This is a genomic window from Sphingomonas kyeonggiensis (assembly GCF_014196745.1).
Taxonomy (GTDB): domain Bacteria; phylum Pseudomonadota; class Alphaproteobacteria; order Sphingomonadales; family Sphingomonadaceae; genus Sphingomonas; species Sphingomonas kyeonggiensis.
Genome location: NZ_JACIEH010000002.1, coordinates 929,664 through 954,383 on the forward strand (window position 1 = coordinate 929,664; position 24,720 = coordinate 954,383).

General features: G+C 67.5%; 19 protein-coding genes. 4 read left to right on the forward strand and 15 right to left on the reverse strand.

The window, feature by feature from the left end:
• The first annotated feature begins 1 nt into the window (after position 1).
• The 4 genes from GGR46_RS13175 to GGR46_RS13190 all read left to right on the forward strand — a co-directional run bounded on the left by GGR46_RS13175 (position 2) and on the right by GGR46_RS13190 (position 5,523).
• A complete protein-coding gene (locus tag GGR46_RS13175) occupies positions 2-796 on the forward strand; it encodes a FadR/GntR family transcriptional regulator (RefSeq protein WP_246426068.1) in 795 nt (264 codons plus the stop codon).
• 253 nt (positions 797-1,049) lie between these two features.
• Positions 1,050-2,873 carry a beta-L-arabinofuranosidase domain-containing protein gene (locus GGR46_RS13180; protein WP_183998401.1) on the forward strand — a complete coding sequence of 608 codons (1,824 nt, stop codon included), beginning with the start codon at positions 1,050-1,052 and terminating at the stop codon, positions 2,871-2,873.
• Positions 2,874-2,877: 4 nt separating this feature from the next.
• Positions 2,878-4,143: a ribulose-bisphosphate carboxylase large subunit family protein gene (locus GGR46_RS13185; RefSeq protein ID WP_183998402.1), complete on the forward strand. Its 1,266-nt coding sequence runs from the start codon at positions 2,878-2,880 to the stop codon at positions 4,141-4,143.
• A 105-nt stretch (positions 4,144-4,248) separates the two neighbouring features.
• Positions 4,249-5,523, forward strand: a complete 1,275-nt coding sequence (locus tag GGR46_RS13190; RefSeq protein WP_183998403.1) for a four-carbon acid sugar kinase family protein — start codon at positions 4,249-4,251, stop codon at positions 5,521-5,523.
• 84 nt (positions 5,524-5,607) lie between these two features.
• On the opposite strand, the gene GGR46_RS13195 is transcribed toward GGR46_RS13190, so the two are convergent.
• The 15 genes from GGR46_RS13195 to GGR46_RS13265 form a co-directional block, all read right to left on the reverse strand.
• Entirely contained in the window at positions 5,608-6,105 is a 498-nt protein-coding gene (locus tag GGR46_RS13195) for a GNAT family N-acetyltransferase (protein ID WP_183998404.1), read from the reverse strand.
• A 229-nt stretch (positions 6,106-6,334) separates the two neighbouring features.
• Entirely contained in the window at positions 6,335-6,637 is a 303-nt protein-coding gene (locus GGR46_RS13200) for a hypothetical protein (protein ID WP_183998405.1), read from the reverse strand.
• Positions 6,638-7,155: 518 nt separating this feature from the next.
• Positions 7,156-9,234 carry a beta-galactosidase gene (locus GGR46_RS13205; protein ID WP_183998406.1) on the reverse strand — a complete coding sequence of 693 codons (2,079 nt, stop codon included), beginning with the start codon at positions 9,232-9,234 and terminating at the stop codon, positions 7,156-7,158.
• Complete coding sequence (locus GGR46_RS13210) at positions 9,231-10,622, reverse strand: glycoside hydrolase family 140 protein (protein ID WP_183998407.1); 1,392 nt, start codon at positions 10,620-10,622, stop codon at positions 9,231-9,233. The genes GGR46_RS13205 and GGR46_RS13210 overlap by 4 nt, the downstream gene beginning before the upstream one ends.
• 11 nt (positions 10,623-10,633) lie before the next feature.
• Positions 10,634-11,878, reverse strand: a complete 1,245-nt coding sequence (locus GGR46_RS13215; protein ID WP_183998408.1) for an MFS transporter — start codon at positions 11,876-11,878, stop codon at positions 10,634-10,636.
• Positions 11,875-12,546 carry an aspartate/glutamate racemase family protein gene (locus GGR46_RS13220; protein ID WP_183998409.1) on the reverse strand — a complete coding sequence of 224 codons (672 nt, stop codon included), beginning with the start codon at positions 12,544-12,546 and terminating at the stop codon, positions 11,875-11,877. The genes GGR46_RS13215 and GGR46_RS13220 overlap by 4 nt, the downstream gene beginning before the upstream one ends.
• A 2-nt stretch (positions 12,547-12,548) precedes the next feature.
• A complete protein-coding gene (locus tag GGR46_RS13225) occupies positions 12,549-15,614 on the reverse strand; it encodes an alpha-L-rhamnosidase (protein ID WP_183998410.1) in 3,066 nt (1,021 codons plus the stop codon).
• Positions 15,611-16,522, reverse strand: a complete 912-nt coding sequence (locus tag GGR46_RS13230; protein WP_183998411.1) for an amidohydrolase family protein — start codon at positions 16,520-16,522, stop codon at positions 15,611-15,613. The genes GGR46_RS13225 and GGR46_RS13230 overlap by 4 nt, the downstream gene beginning before the upstream one ends.
• The gene (locus GGR46_RS13235) at positions 16,522-17,271 is read right to left on the reverse strand and encodes an SDR family oxidoreductase (protein WP_183998832.1); all 750 of its coding nucleotides are present in this window, start codon (positions 17,269-17,271) and stop codon (positions 16,522-16,524) included. The genes GGR46_RS13230 and GGR46_RS13235 overlap by 1 nt, the downstream gene beginning before the upstream one ends.
• Complete coding sequence (locus GGR46_RS13240) at positions 17,268-18,125, reverse strand: fumarylacetoacetate hydrolase family protein (protein ID WP_183998412.1); 858 nt, start codon at positions 18,123-18,125, stop codon at positions 17,268-17,270. The genes GGR46_RS13235 and GGR46_RS13240 overlap by 4 nt, the downstream gene beginning before the upstream one ends.
• 12 nt (positions 18,126-18,137) lie before the next feature.
• Positions 18,138-19,325, reverse strand: a complete 1,188-nt coding sequence (gene rhmD / locus GGR46_RS13245) for an L-rhamnonate dehydratase (protein ID WP_183998413.1) — start codon at positions 19,323-19,325, stop codon at positions 18,138-18,140.
• 10 nt (positions 19,326-19,335) lie between these two features.
• Complete coding sequence (locus GGR46_RS13250; RefSeq protein ID WP_183998414.1) at positions 19,336-20,730, reverse strand: glycoside hydrolase family 140 protein; 1,395 nt, start codon at positions 20,728-20,730, stop codon at positions 19,336-19,338.
• Positions 20,731-20,806: 76 nt separating this feature from the next.
• Positions 20,807-22,114, reverse strand: a complete 1,308-nt coding sequence (glcF, locus tag GGR46_RS13255) for a glycolate oxidase subunit GlcF (protein WP_183998415.1) — start codon at positions 22,112-22,114, stop codon at positions 20,807-20,809.
• Between the two features lies 1 nt (position 22,115).
• Positions 22,116-23,228 carry a glycolate oxidase subunit GlcE gene (gene glcE / locus GGR46_RS13260; protein WP_183998416.1) on the reverse strand — a complete coding sequence of 371 codons (1,113 nt, stop codon included), beginning with the start codon at positions 23,226-23,228 and terminating at the stop codon, positions 22,116-22,118.
• Positions 23,228-24,709, reverse strand: a complete 1,482-nt coding sequence (locus GGR46_RS13265) for an FAD-linked oxidase C-terminal domain-containing protein (protein WP_246426069.1) — start codon at positions 24,707-24,709, stop codon at positions 23,228-23,230. The genes glcE and GGR46_RS13265 overlap by 1 nt, the downstream gene beginning before the upstream one ends.
• Between the last annotated feature and the right edge of the window lie 11 nt (positions 24,710-24,720).

Here is a 24,720-nt window from a genome sequence, read left to right on the forward strand (position 1 = left end):
ATTGGCTGGCTATTCCAGCCTCCCGGAGAAACTCGAAATGCTGGCCCGCCCGAACTTCAGCCGTTTTGCAGAGACAGCGCTGTCGAGCCACGACCAGGTGGCGCGGACGCTGGGCGGCGAGATCCTCGCGGGCGTCTATCCGCCCGGCGGCAAGCTCCCGTCGGAGGCGGACATGCTCGCCCGTTTCGGCGTGTCGCGCACCGTGCTGCGCGAGGCGTTCAAGACGCTGACCGCCAAGGGGCTGATCGTGTCGCGCACCCGGGTGGGGACCACCGTGCTCGACAGCGCGCACTGGAATTTCTTCGATGCCGATGTGCTGACCTGGAAGGTTGCGCAGGGCTTCGACATGGCGTTCGTGCGCGATCTCGCCGCGATCCGGCTGGCGATCGAGCCGGCGGCAGCGGAGGCGGCGGCCGAGCAGGCGACCGAGGAGGACATCGCCCGGATGCGCGACTGCGTGGCGCGGATGGGGGATGCGCCGGGGGATGCGGGCGAGTTCGCGACGGCCGACCTCGAATTCCACAAGGCAGTTGGGCAGGCATCGGGCAATGTGCTGATGCGCTCGCTTTCGGCGGTGATCGAGACCGCGCTGCTCGCCTCGTTCCGGATGAGCTCGCCGGTGCGCGAGGCGGAAGTGCACGAGGAGAGCGTTGCCGGGCACAGCCGGATCGTCGACGCGATCGAGGCGCGCGACGGCGCGGGCGCGGCGCAGGCGATGCGGGACATCATCGGACACGGCTTTGCCCGGCTGGAGCGGGCGGGGACTGGCGGGACGAAGAAGAAGCGCAAGGATTGAGGCTTCAATCCTCCCCCGGAGGGGGAGGGGGACCGCTGGCGCAGCCAGTGGTGGAGGGGTAGCGCGCCTCAAGCTGTATCGCTGGTGGAGAATACCCCTCCACCAGCTTCGCTGGTCCCCCTCCCCCTCCGGGGGAGGATAAAGCATTACAAAGTTTGTCCGGTCTTGCGCCGTTGATTAGTATTATTATAAGCCTAGCGATAACGGTCGGCACGCTGCGGAGCAGTGGCCGATTCCATGTGAGAGGATCGCTATGAAGGGCTTCGAAAAGGCCGGGATTTCGCGTCGCGAGTTCGTCCATTGTGCTGCGTGCGCGACTGCCGCTGCCGGCACGACGATGGCGAGCCCTGCAGCGCTGGCGGCCGCCGCCGCGGTGGCGGGCGGCAAGGAAGCCGTGCACGAGTTCGCCTATGGCAAGGTCCGGCTGACCGGCGGGCGGATCAAGCAGCAATATGACCATATCCAGTCGCATTACCTGGCGCTCGACAATGACCGGGTGCTCAAGGTGTTCCGCGAGAATGCCGGGCTGCTGGCGCCGGGCCCGAACATGGGCGGCTGGTACGACAAGGACGGCTTCGTTCCCGGGCTGACGATCGGCCAGTATATCTCAGGCCTCGCCCGGCTTGGCGCTACGACCGGCGACAAGGACATCCACGCCAAGGTCGCAGCCCTCGTCCAGGGGTTCGGCGAGGCGTTCGTCAAGGGCAGCAACCCCTATGCCGGTCCCAAGGCGCAGGACCAGTGGGCCGCCTATGTGATGGACAAGTACGTCGTCGGCATGATCGACGCGTACCGGCTGTCGGGCGTCGAGCAGGCCAAGAAGCTGCTGCCGATCATCATCGAGAAGTGTCGGCCCTATATCTCGCCGGTCTCGCGCGATCGCATCGGCAAGGTGAATCCGCCGTACGACGAAACCTATATCATGTCGGAGAACCTGTTCCACGTCGCCGACATCACCGGCGACCAGAAGTATCGCGACATGGCGGTGCACTACCTGCTCGACAAGGAATGGTTCGATCCGCTCGCGGCCGGGCAGGACGTGCTGCCGGAGAAGCATGCCTATAGCCACACGATCGCGCTGAGCTCGGGCGCGCAGGCCTATCTGCACCTGGGCGACGACAAGTATCGCAAGGCGCTGGAGAATGCCTGGAAGTTCATGGAGCCGCAGCGCTTTGCCTCGGGCGGTTGGGGGCCCGAAGAGCAGTTCGTCCATCTCCACCAGGGCAAGCTCGCTGCGAGCCTTAAAAGCTCCAAGGCGCATTTCGAGACGCCGTGCGGCGCCTTTGCCGACCTGAAGCTGGCGCGCTACCTGATGCGCTTCACCGGCGACGCGCGCTATGGCGATGGGCTGGAGCGGACGCTGTACAACACGATGCTGGCGGTGCGCCTGCCCGACAGCGACGGCGGCTATCCCTATTATTCGGACTACGGCGCGGCGGGCGAGAAGCGCTATTACCACCAGAAATGGCCGTGCTGCTCGGGCACGCTGGTGCAGGGCGTCGCCGACTATGTGCTGAACCTCTATTTCCATGACGACGACAGCCTGCTGGTCAACATGTACGCGCCGTCCGAAGTCAGCTGGGATCGTGCCGGCGGCACGGTCGAGGTGGTGCAGGAGACCGACTATCCGGCGCGCGACACGGTGAAGCTCAAGGTGCGCAAGGCCGGCAATGGCCGCTTCGCGATGAAGCTGCGCATCCCGGCCTGGACCAAGGGCGCGACGCTCAAGGTCAATGGCGTGGCCCAGCCGGCCACGGCCGGCCAGCTCGCGGTGGTCAAGCGGACCTGGAAGGCCGGCGACGTGGTCGAGCTGACCATCCCGCAGCCGCTGCGCACACTGCCGATCGACGACCAGAACCCGAACCTCGCCGCTGTGATGCGCGGCGCGGTGATGTACGCGGGCATCAACCCGTGGGAGGGGATCGACAATCAGGCAATCGCGCTGCCGGGCGCGCTCGAGGCGATGCCCGACCAGGACCAGGCGTACCGCGTGAAGGTCGACGGTCGGAACCTCGTCTTCATCCCTTATTTCAACGTCGATACCGAGCGTTCGACCACCTACTTCAAGACGGCCTGATCGGATGGAACCGCGGATCTACGCCACCTACTGGATCGAAACCGCCTTTCCGCTCGCCCAGGCGGCGGCGACGATGGCCGGCGAGCAATCGACCGGCACCTTCGTCCGCGTGCCGGGCGAGACCGACGAACTGCGCGAGGCCCATGCGGCCCGTGTCGAGGAGCTGACCGAGCTGGGCGAAGTCGCGGTGCCGTCGCTGCCGGGATCGGGGCTGCCCAAATCGGGCGACGCGACCCGGCGGGCGGCGCGGGTGGTGCTGTCCTGGCCGGTGTCGAACATGGGGCTGTCGCTCCCCAATTTGCTGGCGACGGTCAACGGCAACCTCAGCGAGCTCAAGGCATTCTCCGGACTGCGGCTGCTCGACCTGAAGCTGCCGCCCGAGTTCCTCACCCGCTACCAGGGGCCGCAATTCGGCGTGGAGGGCACGCGCAAGCTTGCGGACGTCTACGGCCGGCCGATCATCGGCACGATCATCAAGCCGAGCGTCGGGCTCGGGCCCGAGGCAACCGCCGAGCAGGTGCGCGGGCTGGTCGAGGCCGGGATCGACTTCATCAAGGACGACGAGCTCCAGGCCGATGGGCCGCATTGCCCGTTCAACGAACGGGTGAGCGCGGTGATGCGGGTGATCAACGAGCATGCGCAGCGCACCGGCAAGAAGGTGATGTACGCTGCCAACCTGACCGGCGAGATCGACGAGATGCTGGCGCGGCACGATCATGTGCTGGCCGAGGGCGGCACCTGCGTGATGGCGAGCATGAACTCGATCGGCCTGCCGGCGATGAAGGTGCTGCGCGCCCATTCGCAGCTGCCGATTCACGGGCACCGCAACGGCTGGGGCATGCTCGGCCGCTCGCCGGCGATCGGGATGAGCTATATCGCCTTCCAGAAGCTGTGGCGGCTGGCGGGCATCGACCACACGCACGTCAACGGCATCGACAACAAGTTCTGCGAGACCAATGAGAGCGTTATCGCCTCGGCCCGCGAGTGCCTGACGCCGATGTTCGACGCACCGAACAAGGGCTGCGAGATCATGCCGGTCTTTTCCTCGGGCCAGTCGGCCCGGCAGGCGGCGCCGACCTATGCCGCGCTCGGATCGGTGGACTGCATGTTCGCTGCCGGCGGCGGGATCATGGCGCATCCGGGCGGCCCGGCGGCGGGCGTGCGTGCGCTGCGCCAGGCCTGGGACGCGGCGGTTGCCGGGGTGCCGGCCGAGCAGGCCGCGAAGGATGCGCCCGAACTCGCGGCGGCGCTGGGCGCTTTTGGGGGATGATCCGCCACCAACGTCATCCCGGCGAAAGTCGGGATCTCGTGCGGCTCTTGTCCCGCGCCTTCGCCTGAGATCCCGGCTTTCGCCGGGATGACGGATGAGAGTGAAATGACCAAACTCCTCTACAGCTTTTACGGAGACGATTTCACCGGCTCCACCGATGTGCTCGAGCAGCTTGCCGAGGGCGGGGTGCCGGCGGTGCTGTTCCTGCGCGCGCCCGATGCTGCGCTGCGGGCGCGCTTCGCCGATGCGCGCGCGATCGGCATTGCCGGGGACAGCCGCAGCCAGTCGCCTGCGTGGATGGACGCGCATCTTCCCCCCGCCTTCGCGGCGCTGGGGGAGGGAGCGACGGTCCATTACAAGACCTGCTCGACCTTCGATTCCAGCCCGACCACCGGATCGATCGGCCGCGCGATCGAGCTGGGCCGAGCGGCGTTTCCGGGCAAGGCGGCGATCCTGGTCGGCGCGCCGCACCTGCGCCGCTATGTCGCGTTCGGGAACCTGTTCGCGGCGGCAGGCGCCGAGGTGTTCCGCATCGACCGCCACCCGACCATGGCGCGCCATCCGGTCACGCCGATGCACGAGGCCGACCTGATCCGGCATCTTGCCGGGCAGAGCGAGGCACGGGTCGCGCTAGTTTCGCTGGAGGCGATCCGGGCCGGGCAGGCGGAGGCGGAGTTCGACGCGGCCGATGCCGATGCGGTGCTGTTCGACGGCGTTGCGATGGAGGATCTGGCGGCGGCGGGCGACGTACTGCTGTCGCGCGGGGTGCGCTTCGCGGCGGGCAGTTCGGGCGTGACCCGGGCGCTGGTGCTTGCCTGGCAGGGGGCGGGGCTGATCGACGGGCGGCCGGCGGAAGTGCGTGCGCAGGCGGTGGACCGGTTGCTGGTGGTGAGCGGGAGCTGTTCGCCGGTGACTGCGCGGCAGATCGTCCGGAGCGCGGCGGATGGGTTTGCGGCGACGCTGGCCGATGTCGGTGCGCTGCTGGAGGGTTCTTCGGCGGAGGAGGCGCGGCTGGCCGATGCGGCGGTGGCGGCGCTGGCCGGGCAGGGCAAGGCGCTGATCCATTCGGCCGAGGGGCCGCTGGATGCGACGGCACCGGCGGCGGGCGAGAAGCTGGGGCAGGCGCTGGGCCGGGTTGCCGGGCAAGTGGTGCACCGGGCCGGTTTGCAGCGGCTGCTGTTCGCGGGCGGCGACACGTCGAGCCACGGCGTCGCGCAGCTCGGCATCGATGCGCTGACCTGGGCCGCGCCGATCGAACGCGGCGCGCCGCTGGTGCGGGCGCATGCCAGCGATCCCGCCGTGGATGGGCTCGAGCTGGTGCTCAAGGGCGGCCAGATGGGCGGGGACGGGTTCTTCGAGACGGTGCGGCTGGGGGGATAGGGTTGGCTCGGGCCTTCACGAGCTTCCCCAGGACGCCGCGTTAGCTTGGCCTTGGGCTGGGTCCATCAGGCAACGTGCGGACCTTCAGCTGCGCAGCAAGCGCAAGTCGACACTGTCGCACCACTGGTCGCCTATCAACCAGGTGCGCTCCCGACGGCCGATTTCGATGAAGCCGAGCTTCGCGAGCAGCCGCAGCGATGCGGCGTTCTTCGGGTCGACATCCGCTTCGACAGCCTCGAGGCGGTGCACCTGGAAAGCCCTTTCGAGCACGGGCCGCAAGGCTTCCTCCGCGAACCCGCAGCCCCAGGCGCGAGGATGCAAGATGAAGCCAATCTCCGGAAAGCGGAAGAAGCCAGCTTTGCCTATGGCGCGGCCTTGATGCTCGACAACGAAGTCCTCGCCTTCCCCAGGCGGGATATCGACCATGCTCTGCAACCATTCGCGCGATTGCTCGACATCGCTGTGCGGCGGCGTCGACCAAAACGCCGTTGCTTGCGGGTCGCTGAGGATCGAGTGGAACGCGGCAAGATCGTCCATGGTGGCGCGCCGCAAAAGCAGCCGTTCGGTTTCAATTTCCAGCATGCGGACAGACTAGCGAGAACGGCCGCGTTCCAAAACGCCGAATTTGAAGGCGAACGGCGGCAAGTGGGGCGTTTGCCAACGGGCCGCCGATCCCGCCGTGGATGGGCCCGAGCTGGTGCTCAAGGGCGGCCAGACTGTTCTTGGAGCGGTGGCGGACCAAAGCGAACATCCAATTCGGCAGCCGCGCACCCTTCCGCCGGCCACGCGATATCGAAGGCAAGCTATCTCGCTAATCCATTGCTCCATCGACGGTGCTCGCGCGTTTTTCTGAAGCGGCAGCATCCCGCTCGAGCGCGATCTTCAGATCAGCCGGGCGCACTAGCCTCGAAGTGCGGACTCCGTTGGTCTCGACGATGAGCTCCACTTCAACCGCGACATAGACGGGGTCAAAACTTCCCCCGTAGGTGTCCTCATGAGTGAAGATCGAGTAAGTGCCCGCCGACAGCTCGCGAGCGTCCTTGCCCAAGAGAAACGGAAAATCGAACGAAACAGTGGAGGCCGTTGTGCGAGCCCCTGCGATGGCGAGGGTCATGACCACCCCTTCGTAGTGAATGGGGTGCGCTGTACTGCGCCAAGCAGCAACTTGGATTCGAATATGCGCCGCATGAGAGCGGCACCGTCGCTGCTCACGAGGACTACTCGGGTACCACCTGACGGCAAAGACTCACTGGTGCTCACCGCGGCGCCCTGTTCGGCACACGCTGCGAGCACATCAGGCTGCTTCAGGTCGACGTTTATTGCTCGGGACATGGGCGCTCCTCCAGCGGGAGCGCAACGTCTCTCAGCCGAACCAATGCTGAGGTTGCCGATCCGGTTATATGGATATGGGACGTCCGCTATTATAAACAAGCAGCTGCCACGGGGATCTCAATCCCCTCCTTCGTCCGCGAATTGTAGCTCGCCTCCCAAACCGGATCACCTTTTCGCTAAACGGCGGTTCCCGGGCCGTCGATTTTGCTGCGCTTGCCGACAGGCCGGGTTTATTGGTCTACGGCATAAGTGCGGCATGTCGCGAGACCTGATGGTCTTCTCCCGCAAGGGGAGAAGGCGTTATTGGCGCTGCAGCACCGCCACGCCTTCGCGGCCCAGCACCACCTTGCTGATCTTCCCGCCCGCCAGCAGGTCGGTCATCGCCGTAGGCAACACTACCTCACGGGTCTCGCGGCCATGGTTGACCAGAATGACGATGCGCTTGTCCTGGCCCTCGCGGGTCATCAGTTCGACATCCTCGGGCACGGCGAAGTCGCGCGAAACCCTGGCGTCGGCGAGTGCGGCGTCGATCAGCCCCTTCATTACGCCGTCGTCAACCAGCGCGCCGACATAGGTGATGCTGCCCTTGCCGACCTTGCGCGAAATCACGGCGGGCTTGCCGTCGAGCCAGCCATTTGCCTTGCCGTAGCGCAGCAGCACCTGGGTGTCCGGCACGCTGGTCGAGAGCATTTCGGCCCAGATCGTCGCCTTGCCGGTTCCGACTTCTACGGGCTCGTCGAGCGCGTAGAATTGCTCGACCTGGCCGCCGAGCAGCTCGGCAAGCGGGCCGGGCTGGCGGACGGTGTCTAGGCGGTTGTATTCGTCCTTCATGCCCGAGCGGGGCCCAAGGATCAGGTGCCCGCCGCCGCGGACATAGTCGGTCAGGCGCTTTGCCGTCGCATCGGTGATGACGTTGAGGCTGGGGGCTACGACCAGCTTGTAGCCCGATAGCGGGGCTTCGGCGGCCTCGACCACATCGACGGCGCCCAGCGCGTCCTTGAGCGGCTGGTAATAGTCGAGCAGCGTCTCGATCTGGTCGTAATCCTTGTGGTGGAGCTGGAAGTCGATCGCCCAGCGGCTGGGATAGTCCTGGAGGATCGCGACCGGGGAGACCGGGGTGGTGCCCGCCAGTGCCGGCGAGGCGGCCTTCATCTCGCGGCCGATCTGCTGGATCTCGGGATAGACGGGCAGTGGCTTGCCGTCGGGGCCGACGATCGAGCCGTGCATCGTCTCCTGGCCGTTCAGCGCGTTGCGCCACTGCCAGTAGAGCACGGCGTCGGCGCCGTGGCCGACCGCCTGCCAGGCGACTGCGCGGGTCTCGCCGGGATAGAGCATGTTGCTTACCGGCGCCCAGTTCACGAAGCCCGGCTGGGTTTCCATCACCCAGAAATTCTTGCGCTTCCAGCCGCGGACGAGGTCGTGGGTGGCGCCCATGCGATAGGGCTTCACATGGCCCATGCCGACATATTCGTCCCACGAGGCGAAATCGAGGTCGCGGTTCATCTCGTAGCGATCGAAGCGATTGGCCCAGCCGAGCCCGCCGAAGTTGATCGTGATGAACTGCCTGTCGCCGACGACGGCGCGGACCGCGTCGATCTGGTTGCGGTGGAAGGCGCGCCATTGCGAGGTGATGAAGCGCTTGAGCTCGAGCATCCAGCCGGGATTGGCCTTGTCGCTGTTGAACGGCACCTGATCCCAGGCGGTGTAGGTCTGCGACCAATATTCGGTGGTCCAGGCGGCGTTGAGCTTGTCGAGCGTGCCGTAGCGCTGCTTGAGCCACGCCACCCAGGCGGTGCGCGCTTCGGGGTCATAGCTCTCGTCGGTCGGCTCGTTGCCGATCTGCCAGCCGATGACATTGGGCTCGTCCTTGAGCGCCTGCGCCATGCGGGTGACGATGTCGCGGGCGAAGGCGCGGTAGCGGCTTGAGGAGATCGAGAACTGGCGGCGGCCGCCATGGCCGATCTGTTTGCCGGTGCCGTCGATCTGGAGGGTGTCCGGGTATTTCTGGGTCATCCAGGCCGGGGGCGTGTCGGTCGGCGTGCCGATCACGACCTTCATGCCGTATTTGTTGGCGAGCCGCACGGCGCGGACCAGCCAGTCCATGTCGTACTTGCCTTCCTCCGGCTCCATCTTGCTCCAGGCATATTCGCCGATGCGGACGACATTGGCGCCGTGGCCCTGCATCAGGCGGAGATCCTCGGCCCAGGCGCTTTCGGGCCATTGCTCGGGATACCAGGCCGAGCCGATGTACAGGCGCTCATGCGCGACCCTGGCGGCGGCGGGGGAGGCTTTCTGGGCCTCGCCCTGCTGGGCGAGCGCGGGCAGCGGTGCGGCGGCGCCGGCGAGCAGGAGGGCGGTGGCGAGGGCGAAGGTCTTCACTGGTTATTCCCCTTGGCGTCGTCGAGCACGAGCGCCCAGTCATTGCCCGGTGCGGTCTTGCCGGGTGGCGTGAACAGGCGGACGCCCGTGTTGGCGAAAGTGCCGATCGGCGTGCTTGCCCCGGTGCGCGGATCGAACCAGGCGGCGCGGACGCGGGTGCCGCTGATCTTGCCCATCCGCACATGGAAGGGGCGGCCGGTATAGGTATAGGCGATCGCGTAGCTCTTGCCGCGGGTGGCGGCGACGCGCTCGTAGCGCGGGCCGCTGTCGGTAATGAGCGACTGATCGGGCACGCGCTCGAAGAAGGGGCGCGAGAGGATCAGGTCCTTGAGGTGGTGCATCTGGCTGCCGCCGGGGGCGTCTAGCCCTTCTTGCCAGGAGAGCTTGGGCCAATAGGCGTTGGCCTTGGTGCCCGGCGTGAAGAACTGCATGACGCTGTTCTCGCCATAGGTGTGGCCGAACGCGCCGGCCAGGACCGACCACCAGGCATAGCGGCGTGCGTCGGCGGCGCCCCAGCGGGGCTCGGGTGCGCGGTCGAGTCCGTGGGGGATGTTCTCGTAGCTCGGCTCGGCGTCGATCGTCGGCTTGGCCGGGCTGCGCGAGAGATCGTCGGTGGTGTAGACCCAGTTGTCCTCGCCGCGCGCGTTGAGCTGGTGGTCCTGCGCGTAGCTCTGGTGGCCCGACTGGTACATGTTGAAATCGAGCCAGGGCGCGTCGTGGAACATCCAGGACGAGCTGGCGCGGCCGGCCGGGTGGTAGGTCATCAGATGATTGGGGTCGACCGCGCGGATCGTCTTGCCGAGGATGTCCCAGGCGAGCGGGGAGAGCTCGGGATAGCGATCGCCGCCATTCACCCAGATCAGGTTGGGCTTGTTCTTGTAGCGCTCGGCGGCGAAGCGGCCGATCACCGGGGCGGTATCGGCGTTGAGCAGGCGGAAATCGGCGAAGTCGCCCCAGACCGGCACCAGCGCGATGTAGAGGCCGTGCGCGGCGGCGCGATCGAACACCCAGTCGAGATGGTCCCAATAGTCATATTCGCCGGGCTTGCTCGGATCGTTGCCCGGGGTGACGCGGGGGCGGGTGAGGTCGCCGTCGACCAGGGCCGGGCCGGCGACGGGGTTCTCCATCTTCGGCCCGTGCAGCATCATCACCTGGATGACGTTGTAGCCCTGGGCTTCGCGTTTGGCGAAATAGGCTTCGGTTTCCTCGCGATTGAGCTTGCCGAGCAGCAGCCAGCCGGTGTCGCCCAGCCAGAAGAAGGGCTTGCCGTTCGATTCCAGATAGCGGCCGTTCGCCGATACCTTGAGCGGCGGCGTGCGGTCCTGCGCGGACGCGCCGGATGCGGCGAGCGCGCATCCGGCGGCGACGGCGGCGATCAGCCAGCGCATGGTTTCCCTCCTCAGATCGACTTCTTGTGGTCGAAGCCTTTGGTGCAATCGATGGTCGCGAAGATCATAGCTGCCAGCACCACCATCAGCGCGATACCCTGCAGCGGCAGGTTATAGTTGCCGGTGGCGGCGACGACGTAGCCGAACGCGACCGAGCAGACGAAGCCGCCGAGATTGCCGGCAGTGTTCATCACGCCCGATGCGGTGCCGCCGTAGCGGCCGCCGATCGACATGCACATCGCCCAGGCGGCGGGGAGCATCAGGTCCATCACCATGAAGGCAGCGCCGGCGAGCAGCACGATCGCGAGCTTGCTGGTGGCGAGGCTCATCGCGACGAGCAGCGCGGCGGTGCCGACCAGGCAAGTCGAGGCGATCAGGCGATAGGCGTTGCGGTTGCCGATGCGTGCGGCCAGCCGGTCGCACAGCACGCCGCCGGCCAGATTGCCGACCACGCCGAGCAGGAACGGGATCGAGCCATACAGGCCCATCTCGTCAACGGTGAAGCCCGCGCCCTTGACCATCCAGGTCGGGAACCAGCCGAAGAAGAACCAGCTGCCGAACGCGTAGAACAGATAGGCGATGGAGATCAGCCAGAGCTGGGGCAGGCCGAACAGCTGCTTCCACGGGGTGCCGCTATGGCCGGCATGCTCGTCGCTGCCGATCTCGGCGACCTCGGCCGCGGTGATGCCGGGCTGCTCGGCGGGCTTGTCGTGGAACCATTTCCACCAGGCGAGCGCCCAGACCGCGCCGATCACGCCGAGCAGGACGAACACCGCCTGCCAGCCGAGATGCTTGTTGGCGGGGACCAGCAGCAGCGGGGCGAGCGCGCCGCCGAAGCGGCTGGCGGCCCAGATCACACCCTGGCCGCGGGCACGCTCGCGCGCCGGCAGCCAGCGATAGAGCACGCCGGTCATGTTGGGATAGGCACCGGCGGCGCCGAGGCCGAACAGGAAGCGCGCGGCGGCGAGCTGCCAGAAGTTGCGGCACACCGCGGTGATCGCGGTGAAGAAGGACCACCAGACCGTGATCCGGGTCAGCTCCTTGCGATAGCCATGCTTGTCGCCCATCGCGCCCGAGGGGATCTCGAACACCGCATAGGCGATGACATAGGCGCTCAGCACCCAGCCCCATTCGGCGGGGGTGATGCCGAGATCCTTCTGGATCGACGGGCCGGTGACCGCGATCGCCAGCCGGTCGATAAAGGTGATGATCGATAGGGTGGCGAGGAAGCCGAGGACCAGCCGCCGCTTCTTCACTGGCCGAGGCCTGCCAGCACGGTGCGCGCATGCTCCATGCCGAGTTCGGGGCTCGCATAGACCGGCGCCGAGACCGCGCCCTCGGGCAGGCTGGCGACGACGCGCGCCATCGATGCCTGGGCGAGGACGATCGCGTCGACACCCTTCATGCCCTCGGTGAGGCCTTCGCTCACGATCCGGTCATGCTTGGCGCCGTCGCCGGCCATCACGGCCTGGAACGCGCCTTCGCAGAGATGCTCGACGATCTCGATCGCCTTGCCCTGCTCGGCGGCGACGCGGCGGACGAGGTCGGCGGTAGGCTGGAGCGTGGTGGGCAGCGTGGCGACCACGCCGATGCGGGTGCCGCTGGCGACGGCCTTCTCGGCCATGGCGCGATCGACGCGGAGTACGGGCTGGTCGTAAAGCTCGGCCGCCATCTCGACTGCCTTGCCGATCGACGAGCAGGTGACCATCGCGACGTCGCAGCCGGCATCGAAGGCCGAGCCGACCAGCCGGACGACCTGACGCATCGTCGACTTCTGGAGATGGCCGGCGGCGATGGTGTTCTTGATCGTGCTCTCGTCGACGAAGTGGAGCAGCTTGACGTCGGCCGGCATCACCCGCGCCGCGATCTCGGTGAAGATCGGCACCAGCGTTGCCGAATTATGGATCAGACCGAGGGTAGGCATCGTCACTCTCCGGATTTCGTGAATGCATGGGTGCCGGCGCCGACTTCCGTACGGCTGTCGACCGGCGAACCGCCGAGGCGCCAGCCGCTTCCGGGCAGGTCGACTTCGGCGATGGTGTTGGCGGGGATGGTGAGCGTGAAGCGGGTGAGGCCGCTCGCATCGCCATCGGTTTCGGCGGCGATCAGGCCGACGACGGACTCATAGCGCGCCGAGACCCGGCCGATCGCCGGATACCAGAGCGGCCGTGCGGCGATGCGGCGGAAGCCGGGGGCGGCGGGGGCGATGCCGGCGAGGCGGCGATAGAAGAAGCCGACAATCGCGCCGAACGCATAGTGATTGTAGCTGTTCATCGACAGGTCGCCGGTGTCGCCGTTCCAGCGTTCCCACATCGTCGTGGCGCCCTGCGACGGCATATAGCCCCAGCTCGGATAGCCGGTCTGGAGCAGTAGTCCCGAGACTTCGTCATGCCGGCCGGCATCGGCGAGCACATCGAGGATATAGGGCGTGCCAAGGAAGCCGGTGGACAGCTTCATGCCGCGTGCGCGGATGTCGCGGGCCAGCACTTCGGCGGCACCGGCGCGGCGGTCCTCGGGAACCAGACCCATGAACAGCGCGAGCACCTGGCTTGCCTGGCTGCCATTGCCGGCGGTGCCGTCCGTGGCGACGAACTCGCTGGCGAAGGCGGTGGCGATTTTCGAATGGAGATCCCGCCATTCGCTCGCGTCGCGGCCGCTGGCCTCGGCCATCTCGGCCATCAGCTCGGCGCACCAGGCCCAATAGGCCGTCGCGCAAAGGATGCGCGGGGTGGTCTCGTCATCGGGCTTGATCGCATCGACCGAGAGCCAGTCGCCGAGATCGAGCCCGCGATCATTACGCCAGATGCCGTCGGGATTGGTCCGCGCGACAAAGGCCATCCAGCCCGCCATCGCGTCCCAATTCTCGTCGATCACGGCGGTGTCGCCGTAACGCTGCCAGAGCTGCCAGGGCAGGATGATCCCGGCTTCGCTCCAGCCCGCCGTAACCACATCGGGGAAGGAAAGCGGCTGCGGCACCACGATCGGATAGGCGCCGTCGGGGCGCTGTGCCGCGCGCGCTTCGAGCAGGAAGCGGCGGAGAAAGGGATCGACCTCCATGTTGAACGCGGCGGCGTCCGCGAACACCTGGATGTCGCCCATCCAGCCCATGCGCTCGTCGCGCTGCGGGCAATCGGTGGGCACCGCGAAGAAGTTCGAGCGCTGGCTCCACAGCGCATTGTCGAAGATGGTCTGGAGCAAAGGCGCATCGTGGAAGGTCACCCCGCCGGTCTCTCGGCAGGCGCTGTGGACAACAATGCCCTCGATATCGTCGAGGCTTGGCACGCCGGGATAGCCGGCGATCTCGACATAGCGGAAGCCGTGATAGGTGAAGCTCGGCTCGAAGACCTCCTCGCCGGTGCCGGCCAGGGTGAAGCTGTCGGTCGCCCTGGCGAGGCGGAGATTGGCGAGATCGGCAGTGCCGTCCGGATTGAGCAGCTCGGCGAACTTCGCGGTGATCGTGGTGCCAGACGGGCCGGTCGCGCGGATGCGGACCCAGCCGGGGAAGTTCTGGCCGAAGTCGAAGACATAGCGGCCGGGCAGCGGCTCGCTCACGCTGCGCGCCTTGAGGCTGCCGGTGCGTTCGAGCAGGGGCGACGTCTGGGCGATCAGGCGGGTGTCGAGGTTCTGGCCGCGCTTCGCCGTGGCCCAGCCCGAGGCGTCGAAGCCGGGCAGATACCAGCCGGGCTGCTCCTCGCGGGCATCACGGGTCTCGCCATCATAGATTTCGGATTTGGAGATCGCCGAAGGGGCGAGGCGCCAGTCGGGGCCGGTCTCGACCCAGTGGCTGCTGCCATCGGCGTAATCGAGACGAAGCTGGGCGCGGAAGCGGCGCGGGGCGGGGCCGAAGCCATAGCGCTCGATCCGCCAGCCGAACGGGCTGGCATAGAAGCCGTCGCCGACCGTTGCGCCGAACGCATTGGCGCCCTGCTGGATCAGGTCGGTGACGTCATAGACCTGGTAGAGGACATGATCGGCCGCGACGCTGATCTCGGGGGCGAGGATCGCGCCGGAGACGGGCTGGCCGTTGATCCGCGCGTCATAGGCGCCGAGCGCGGTCGCATAGAGTCGGGCCGCGACCACCGGCTGGTCGGCGGTGAACTCGGTGCGCAGCTGCATCGCCGGTTCGCTGGGACGCGGATCGTTATGGACGTTGGCGCCGCTCGGCACGGGGGCCGCCCAGCCGCTCGCGTCGAAGCCGGATGTCGTCCAGCCCTCGGGCGGGGACGGCATCAGGCGGAAGGCGCTGCTGACGATGCGATCGACGCTGCCATCGGCGCGGTAGAGGCGGATCAGCGCGGCAAAGGCGCCGCCATCGACCGGGAAGAAGCCGGTGGTGTCGGCCTCGACCAGTGCGCAGACGCTGTTGCGGCCCGGCTTCACCTCGCCGGCATAGGGCGCGAGCGTGCCCCAGAAGGGGAGATAGGTGTCCCAGTCGAAATGCCAGTCGAGCGGCGACTTCTCGCCATTGACCCAGACGCCGCGCAGATGGTCCTTGCCGGCGACCAGCACCTCGGCGCGGACCAGATCTTCGGGGGCATCGAAATCGAGGCGGAAGGCGTGGGGGCGGTCGTCGAGCGCGGTTTCGCTCCACACCCAGCTGACGCCTGCGGCGCGCTCGGCGGCGGCGAAGTCGTCCTCGGCCTCGATCCAGTCGGCGCGCCAGTCGGTGGGGGCGAGCAGGCCGGTCTCGAACCAGGTGGGGGCGGATTGGGCGATATTGCCTTCGCCATCGGTGACTTCGACTGTCCAATCGACGCGCAGCATCGAGGTGAGCACCGGCCCCTCATAGGCGATATCGAAGCTGGCATCGCCCGCGACGTCGCCGCTGTCCCACAGCATTTCGCCGCCGGAAGTGGCGCGGATGCGGTAGCGCGCCTGCACCGTGCCCGGCGTGTCGCTCTCGATCCGCCACGACAGGCGAGGCCGCTCGGCCTCGGTGCCGAGCAGGTCGACGGTGTTCTCGGTACGCAGGTCGACGACGCGCAGGGTCATAGGGTCAGGCCCAGACGGTAGAGGCGGTTGGCATTGCCGGCGAACAGCGCGAGGCGCTCGTCCGCCGAGAAATCGAAGGTGATCGCGTCATAGGCGCCGAGATGCCGGTCGAAGCTGCCGAACAGCTTGTCGGTGGGGAAGTTGCTGGCGAACATCGCCCGGTCGGTGCCGAACAGCTCGATCGTCTCGAGCACATAGGGGCGGGCGCGGTCGAGGTCCCAGGGGCGCCAGGTGAAGCCCATGCCCGAGATCTTGACCGCGACATTGGGGAGGGCCGCCAGCGCCGCCATGCCATTCCGCCAGACAGCCCAGCCGTCCGCGTCGCCGGGGATCGCCATGCCGGCATGATCGATGATCACCTGGATATCCGGGTGCCTGGCGATCAGCCCGGCGAGATGCGCGAGCTGGCCGGGATAGGCCTGGAGATCGAAGCTCAGGCCGTATTTTGCGAGCAGGCCGAAGCCGCGCATCCATGCGTCCGAGGTGGTGATGTCCGCCGGGGAATAGCTGCGCTGCGGATCGGGATGCCAGTTCACGATATGGCGGATACCGCGGACATTGGGGTGCGCGACATGGGCGCCGAGCAGGCCCTCGAGCGTCGGACTCTCCAGCGCGGCGAAGGCGACGATGCCGTTCGGCATGCTGCTTTGGTCGGCCATGGCCTGGAGCCATTCGGTCTCGCGGAGCGCGTCGTCCGGATGCGCGCCCGCATCGATATGGACGATCCCGCGCACGTCCCAGTCGCCCGCATCGGCCAGATACTCGTCGAGCCCATAGTCGGAGGCGATGGGCTCGACGCTGCCATTGGGCCCGTCCTCATTGAACGGCGGCATCAGCCACGGATAGCGGATGTGCGACAGGTTCCAGAGATGGACGTGCGGATCGATGAAGGGCGGGCGCTGGGGCATCAGAAGGTGGTTCGGCCGCCCGAGGTGTCGAAGGTCGAGGCGGTGGTGAAGCTGCACTCCTCCGAGGCCATGAAGCACACCATCGCGGCGGATTCCTCGATCTGGCCGAGCCGGCCCATCGGGATCTTCGAGCGCATGTAGTCGACCTGGCTCGGCGGCAGCTGGGCGAGGATCGGGCTCTCGAAGGTCGCCGGGGTGAGCGCGTTGACGATCACGCCCTTGCCGGCCAGTTCCTTGCCGATCGACTTGGTGAAGCCGATCACGCCTGCCTTCGACGCCGAATAGGCGCTGGCATTGGGATTGCCTTCCTTGCCGGCGACCGAGGCGATGTTGACGATGCGGCCATAGCCGTTCGCGAGCATCAGCGGCACGATCGCGCGGTTGCAATAGAACAGACCGTTGAGGTTGATGTCCATCACCCGCAGCCAGCTGTCGACCGGGAATTCGTGCGCCGGCACGGTCGCGCCGGTGATCCCGGCCGAGCAGACCAGTATGTCGATCCTGCCGAGGATTTCGGCGCTCGCCTGGGCCGCGGCCTCGACCGCGGCGAGGTCGGACACGTCGAGCGCCTGGACGCCGATGGCGCCGGTCTCGGCCTGGGCAGCTGCCAGCGCGTCGGGGTTCAGGTCCCAGAGGACGACCTGGCCGCCCTCTTCGACGATCCGCTTGGCCACGGCCTTGCCGAGGCCCGAAGCGCCGCCGGTGACGACGGCGCTGCGGCCGGCATAGCGTCCCGCGAACACGCTCACTTGGCGGCCTGCCATGCGACGAACTCCTGGCGCTGCTCGCCGAGCTTCTCGATGCCGAGCTCGACCACGTCGCCGGCCTTCAGATACCAGGGCTCGGGCTTCTGGCCGAGGCCGACGCCCGGCGGGGTACCGGTGGTGATGACGTCGCCGGGCAGCAGCGTCATGAACTGCGAGCAATAGGCGACGATCTGCGCGACGGTGAAGATCATCGTCTTGCTGTTGCCGTTCTGCATCTTCTTGCCATTGACCGACAGCCACATGCCGAGATTCTGCGGATCGCCGACTTCGTCCTTGGTGACCATCCACGGGCCGATCGGGCCGAAGGTGGGGAAGCCCTTGCCCTTGTCCCAGGTCAGGCCGCGCTCGACCTGCCAGTGACGCTCGGACACGTCGTTGACCACGCAATAGCCGGCGACGTAATCCAGCGCGTCTTCCTCGGAGACATAGGAAGCGGGGGTGCCGATCACGACGCCGAGCTCGACTTCCCAATCGGTCTTCTTCGAGTCCTTCGGGATGGTGACGGGGTCGTTCGGGCCCTGGATGCAGCTAACCCACTTCTGGAATACCACGGGTTCCTCGGGCACCGGCAGGTTCGATTCCGCGGCGTGATCGGCGAAGTTGGTGCCGATCGCGATGAACTGGCGGGTGCCGGTGACGCAGGCGCCGTAGCGGACATCGCCTTCGACCAGCGGCAGGCTGGCGGGATCGATCGCGGCGAGCTTGGCGAGGGCATCCTTGCCGAGCGCGTCGGGGCCGATATCGGCGATGTGCGCGGAGAGGTCACGGATATGGCCATCGCTGTCGATCAGGCCGGGCTTCTCGGCGCCCGGGGCGCCATAACGGCAAAGCTTCATGGGTTCGGTTCCTTAGCGGGAATAGGGGCGGTGAAGGGCGATATCGCGGTTGAGTTCGACGCCGAAACCCGGCTTGTCGAGTTCGCTCGCGCGGATCTTGCCGTTGACGGGCACCGGCTCGCCGAGCAGCTGCGGCGCGAACATCGGCACCACTTCGGTCGGCCCCGGATGCATCATCAGGAACTCCGCGAAGGGCGAATTGTGGCGGGTGACGACGAAGTGGTAGCTGTACACCGACGAGCCGTGCGGGACCATCATCACGCCCTTTGAATCGGCATAGTTGGCGATCTTGATCAACTCGGTCACGCCGCCGCACCAGCCGACATCGGGCTGGATGATGTCGCAACATTCCATGTCCATCAGCATGCGGAAGCCCCAGCGGGTCGCCTCATGCTCGCCGGTGGTGACGAGCAGGCCCTTGGGGGCATTCTTCTTCAGCTCGGCATAGCCCCAGTAATCGTCGGGGCTCAGCGCCTCCTCGATCCACTTGAGGCCGCACTCGTTCCAGGCGCGATGCGCAAGGCGGGTGGCATAGTCGATGTCGAGCGACATCCAGCAATCATACATCAGCCAGAAATCGTCGCCGCACTTGGCGCGCATGTCGGCGAGCAGGGCGATGTTCTTCTCCAGCCCCTCCAGTCCCTCGGCCGGGCCGTGGTGGAGCGGCAGCTTGCCGCCGATGAAGCCCAGTTCCTTGGCGACATCGGGACGCGAACCGGTCGCGTAGAATTGCAGTTCGTCGCGCACCGCGCCGCCGAGCATGTGATAGACCGGCTCGCCGCGCAGCTTGCCGAGCAGGTCCCACAGCGCGAGGTCGACGCCCGAGATCGCGTTGATCACCAGGCCCTTGCGGCCATAATATTGCGTCGAGAAATACATCTGGTCCCAGATCTTCTCGACCTCGACCGGATTGCGCCCCTCGAGGAAGCGGGCGAGGTGCTTCTCGACGATATAGGCTGCGGGCTCGCCGCCGGTGGTGACCGCGAAGCCGATCGTGCCGTCCTCGGCCTCCAGCTCGACGACCAAAGTGCCGAGCACGTTGATGCCGAAGCTCTGCCGCGAGGCGCGGTACTCGGGATAGCGCGCCATCGGCGTGGCGATGTGATCGTCGATCCAATGGCCGGAGCCCTGGTCGTGATAGTCGCCGCCACCGCCGCGCGCCACGAAGGCGCGGACGTGCTTGATCTTCGGCAGGCTCATGCGCATTCCCTTATTGACCCGCGCGCGGCGTGCGCGCGTCGTCGAGCACCAGCACCCAGTCATTGCCCGGCGCGGTTTCCCCCGGCGGATCGAAGCGGTGCTGGCCTGTGTTGTTGAAAGTCCCGATCGCCACCGACTGGCCGTCGCGCGGTGAGTACCAGTGCGCGCGGACCTGCTTGCCCGTGATCGCGCCGAGCCGAACCGAGAACGGGCGGCCTGTATATGTATAGACAAAAGCATAGCCCTTGCCGCGGCTCGCCAGCACGCGGTCGTAGCGGGTGCCGTTGTCGATGATCAGCGACGGGTCGGGCACGCGCTCGAGCATCGGGCGCGATTCGATCAGGCGGCGCAGATACTGCATCTGGTTGGCGCCGGGCGCCTCGATCGCCTGCTGCCAGGGCGTGATCGGCTCGAAATTGGCCGTGTCCGCGCCGGGCGTGAAGAACTGCATGACGTGGTTCTCGCCATAGGTGTGGCCGAAGGCGCCGGCCATCACCGCCCACCAGGCATAGCGGCGCGCGTCCGGCGCCAGCCAGCGCGGCTGGTTCGCTTCGTGCAGGCCGTGCGGAATGCCCTCATAGGAGGGCTCGCCGTCGATCACCGGCTTGGTCGGCAGGCGGATCCAGTCGGTGGCGACATAGCGCCAATTGTCCTCGCCGATCGCGCTCGCGCCTTCCTGGGCGTAGGAGCGATGGCCCGACTGGAACATGTTGAAATCGAGCCAGGGTGCGTCGTGATACTGCCAGGAGGAGTCGGTGCGGCCGATCGGATGGAAGGTCATCAGATGGCCGGGATCGTAGCGCTTGATCGTCGATCCCAGCGCGTCCCACACTGCGGTGCGCATCTCCGAGCGGGTGTCGCCGCCGTTGAGCCAGATGATGTTGGGCTGGTTCTTGTAGCGCTCGGCGAGGAAGCGGCCATAGGCGGGCGCGTTCTGCAGGTTCAGCTTGCCGCCGTCTGCGATCGAGCCCCAGGCCGGGACCAGCGCGAGGTAGATGCCGAGTTCCTCGGCGCGCTTCGCCACCCAGTCGAGATGATCCCAATAGTCATATTCGCCGGCCTTGACCGGGTCATTGCCCGGTGTGGTGCGCGGGCGGCCGGGATCACCATCGACCAGTGCCGGACCGGTCGCCGGGTTGGTCATCTTCTCGGTGTGCAGCACCATGATCTGGACGACGTTGAAGCCCTGGCGCTTGCGGGTGAGGAGATACTGCTCGGCCTCGGCGCGGCTGGTGCGGCTGAGCAGCAGCCAGCCGGTGTCGCCCATCCAGAAGAACGGCTTGCCGCCGGCGAGCAGATAATGGCCGTTCGGCGCGACCGAGAGCGGCGGCGTCTGCGCGGCGGCCGGCGCGGCGACTGCCGCAGCGGCCGCGAGCGCGGCCAGCAGAATCGAGCCGGCGTGCATCAGACGTTCCTCTCCCGAAGCGCGGGAATCGTGGCGCCCGCTGTCTGACGTTCATTGTATAATAGTATTATTCAAGTCAATCGTCGTTGCGCGCTTGTGCTGATAATTGCTGCGGAATCGGGCCGCCGGTGGCCCAGTCGAGCAGCTCGACGGTGTGCACCACGGGCACGCCGGCGCGCGAAGCGATCTGCATCGCGCAGCCGATATTGCCGGTGGCGATCACATCGGCATTGAGGCGGGCGAGGTTTGCCGCCTTGCGGTCGCCGAGCTGGCCGGCGATTTCGGGCTGGAGGATATTGTAGGTGCCCGCCGAGCCGCAGCAGAGATGCGCCTCTGCGGGCGTGCGCACGGTAAAGCCGGCCTGGGCGAGCAGCTTCTTCGGGGCGTCGGTGACCCTCTGGCCATGCTGCAGCGAGCAGGCGGCGTGATAGGCGACGGTGAGCCCGTGCCCGTTGCCGGCGGGTAGTTCGATTTCGGCGAGCAGCTCGCTCACGTCCTTGGCCAGCGCGGAGACCCGGGCGGCCTTTTCGGCATAGACGGGATCGTCCCGCAGCATGAAGCCGTAATCCTTGATCGTCGTGCCGCAACCCGATGCGGTGACGAGGATCGCAGCAAGCCCGCCGGCCTCGATCTCGCGGGTCCAGGCATCGACATTGCGGCGGGCGGCGGCGAGGCCGTCTTCCTCGTGGCCCATGTGGTGGACGAGTGCGCCGCAACAGCCTTCGCCGGCGGCGAAGATCACGTCATAGCCGACACGGTTGAGCAGCCGGATCGTCGCGGCGCGGAATTCGGGGCGCAGCACCGGCTCGGCACAGCCCTGGAGCAGCGCGATGCGGCCCTTGGCTCCGGGGACGAGCGAGTCGCGGGTGGGGGCAGGCGCAGGCAGATCGCGCGGCGCGAGGGCGAGCATCGCAGCAAGCGGCTTCAGCGCCTTCACCTTGCCGAGCAGCGGCGCGAACGGGCGGCCCAGCTTGGCGGCGGTCAGTGCGAGGCGGAAGCGGCCGGGATAGGGCAGCACCCAGGCGAGAATGCCGCGCAGCATCCGCTCGTGCCAGGGGCGCCGGTAATGGTCGTGGATATAGGCGCGGGCATGATCGACCAGGTGCATGTAGTTCACGCCCGAGGGGCAGGTGGTCATGCACGACAGGCAGGACAGGCAGCGGTCGACATGCTTGACGACCTCGGCGCTCGGCGCGCGTTCATGCTCGAGCATGTCCTTGATCATGTAGATCCGCCCGCGCGGGCTATCGAGTTCGTCGCCGAGCAGTACATAGGTCGGGCAGGTCGCGGTGCAGAAGCCGCAATGGACGCATTTGCGGATCACGCCTTCGGACGAGGCCATGGCCGGATCGGCGAGCTGGGCGGGGGTGAAGCTGGTCTGCATGCTAGAAGCGCCCCGTCTCGAACAGGCCCGCGGGGTCGAATGCGCGCCGGACTTTCGTCTCCAGCGCGGCGAGGGGGGCGGGCTGAGGATGGAGGGCGGGCACGGCCGCGCGCATCGCGGCGTCGGCGCGGATCAGCATGGCGTGGCCTCCTGCATTGGCGGCGGCGATGCGGATCGCCTGCGGGTCTGCGTCGCTCGCCAGCCAGACCAGGCCGCCGGCCCAGTCGAACAACCACTCCGCGCCGGGCAGCGCGGCGATCAGTGCAGGCGCGTTCCGGCCGGGCACGATGATGCGCCAGAGCGGCTTGTCGCGGGGAAGGGGAGCGGCATCGCGGACCGCGTCCCATAGCGGCGCATCGTCCTCCAGCGGCTCCAGCCCGTCGATCAGGCGGTGGAGCGTTTCCGCGCGGGCGCGGATCGAGGCGGGGAAGCCGTCGAGCCGGAGCGCGGTGACCGCGCCGCCTTCCCAGGCAGGCAGGTGTGCCGCCGCAGATACTTCCGCGGCCGATCCCATTGCGCGCGCCATCGCCGCCGCTGCCGCGACGGGATCGAGCCCGCGTGCCAGCAAGGTCGTGCGGGCGCGCGGTGCCGGCAGCACCTTGAGGGTCAGTTCGGTGATCGCGACGAGGCGGCCCCAGCTGCCGGTGATCAGCTTGGGCAGGTCGTAGCCGGTCACGTTCTTGACCACCTTGGCGCCGGCGACGAAGCGCTCGCCGCGCCCGGATACGCCGGTGAAGCCGAGGAGATGGTCGCGCGCCGCACCGCGGCTCAGCCGGGCCGGGCCGGCGACGCCTGAAGCGATCACGCCGCCGATCGTTGCCAGGCCGGGCGTGCCGCCGAGCAGCGCGGCATGGTCGAACGGCTCGAAGGCGAGCATCTGGCCCTCGCCGGCGACCAGCGCCTGGATTTCGGCGAGCGGGGTGCCCGCGCGTACCGTGAGCACCAGCTCGGGCGGGTCATAGTCGACCACGCCGGCAAAGCCGCGCATGTCGATCACTGCCGCATCGGTGGGCGATCCAATCGCGTCCTTGCTGCCACCGCCGCGCAGCCGGAACGGGCCGCCGCTGCCTGCGATGATCTCGCACAATTGAGTGATGTCGGCCGGACGCAGCATCAGAAGCGGGGCAGTTCGGGGAAGGGCACGGCGCCGCCATGCACATGCATGCGGCCGAGTTCGGCGCAGCGGTGCAGCTCGGGGAACATCTTGCCCGGATTGAGCAGCAATTCGGGATCGAAGGCACACTTCACCCGCTGCTGCTGGGCAAGATCGACGGGGCTGAACATCACCGGCATCAGGTCGCGCTTCTCGACGCCGACGCCATGCTCGCCGGTGAGCACGCCGCCCACCTCGACGCAGAGGCGCAGGATGTCGGCGCCGAACGCCTCGGCGGTTTCGAGCTCGCCCGGCTGGTTCGCGTCATAGAGGATCATCGGGTGGAGATTGCCGTCGCCGGCATGGAAGACGTTGATCACGCGCAGGCCATATTGCTCCGAAAGCACGCCCATGCGGCGCAGCACGTCGGGCAGGCGGCGGCGCGGGATCGTGCCGTCCATGCAGTAGTAATCGGGCGAGATGCGGCCGGCGGCGGGGAAGGCTGCCTTGCGGCCCGCCCAGAAGCTCGCCCGCTCGGCATCGCTGGCCGAGGCGCGGATCGAGACGGCGCCGTTGCTGCGGGCGATCGCCTCGATCTCGCCGATCAGATGCGCGCATTCGCCCTCGGGCCCGTCGAGCTCGACGATCAGCAGCGCCTCCACGTCGAGCGGATAGCCGGCATGGACGAACGCCTCGGCGGCGTGGATCGCGGCGCGGTCCATCATCTCCATGCCCGCCGGAATGATGCCGGCGGCGATCACCTCGGCGACGCATTGCCCGGCAGTCTCGATCTCGGCGAAGCCAATCAGCAGTGCCCTGGCGGTCTGCGGGCGCGGCAGGATGCGGACGGTGACTTCGGTGACGACGCCGAGCAGCCCTTCCGAGCCGACGACGAGGCCGAGCAGGTCGAGCCCCGCCGATTCCAGCCCGCGCCCGCCGAGGCGGAGCACTTCGCCCTCGATCGTCACCAGCTCGACGCCGAGGACGTTGTTGGTGGTCAGGCCGTATTTCAGGCAGTGCACCCCGCCCGCATTCTCGGCGACATTGCCGCCGATCGAGCAGGCGATCTGGCTCGACGGGTCGGGGGCGTAATAGAAGCCTTGCTCCTCGACCGCGCGGGTGATCGCGAGGTTGGTGACACCGGGCTGCACCACGGCGATACGGTCGGCATAGTCGATGTCGAGGATGCGGTTGAGCTTCGACAGGCCGAGCAGCACGCCGTCCGCCAGCGGCAGCGCGCCGCCCGACAGCGAGGTGCCGGCGCCGCGCGGCACCACCTTCACGCGATTGGCGTGGCACCAGGCGAGCACGCGCGCGACCTGCTCGGTGGTTTCGGGCAGCACCACCACCAGCGGCGGCTGGCGATAGGCAGTCAGGCCGTCGGCCTCATAGGCGCGCAGGCCGTCGGGATGATCGATCACGCCCTCGCCGGGGACGATCGCGCGCATCGCGGCGACGATCTCCCTGCGGCGTGCGAGCACGCCTGCATCCGGCTCGGGCATGCACAGCGACA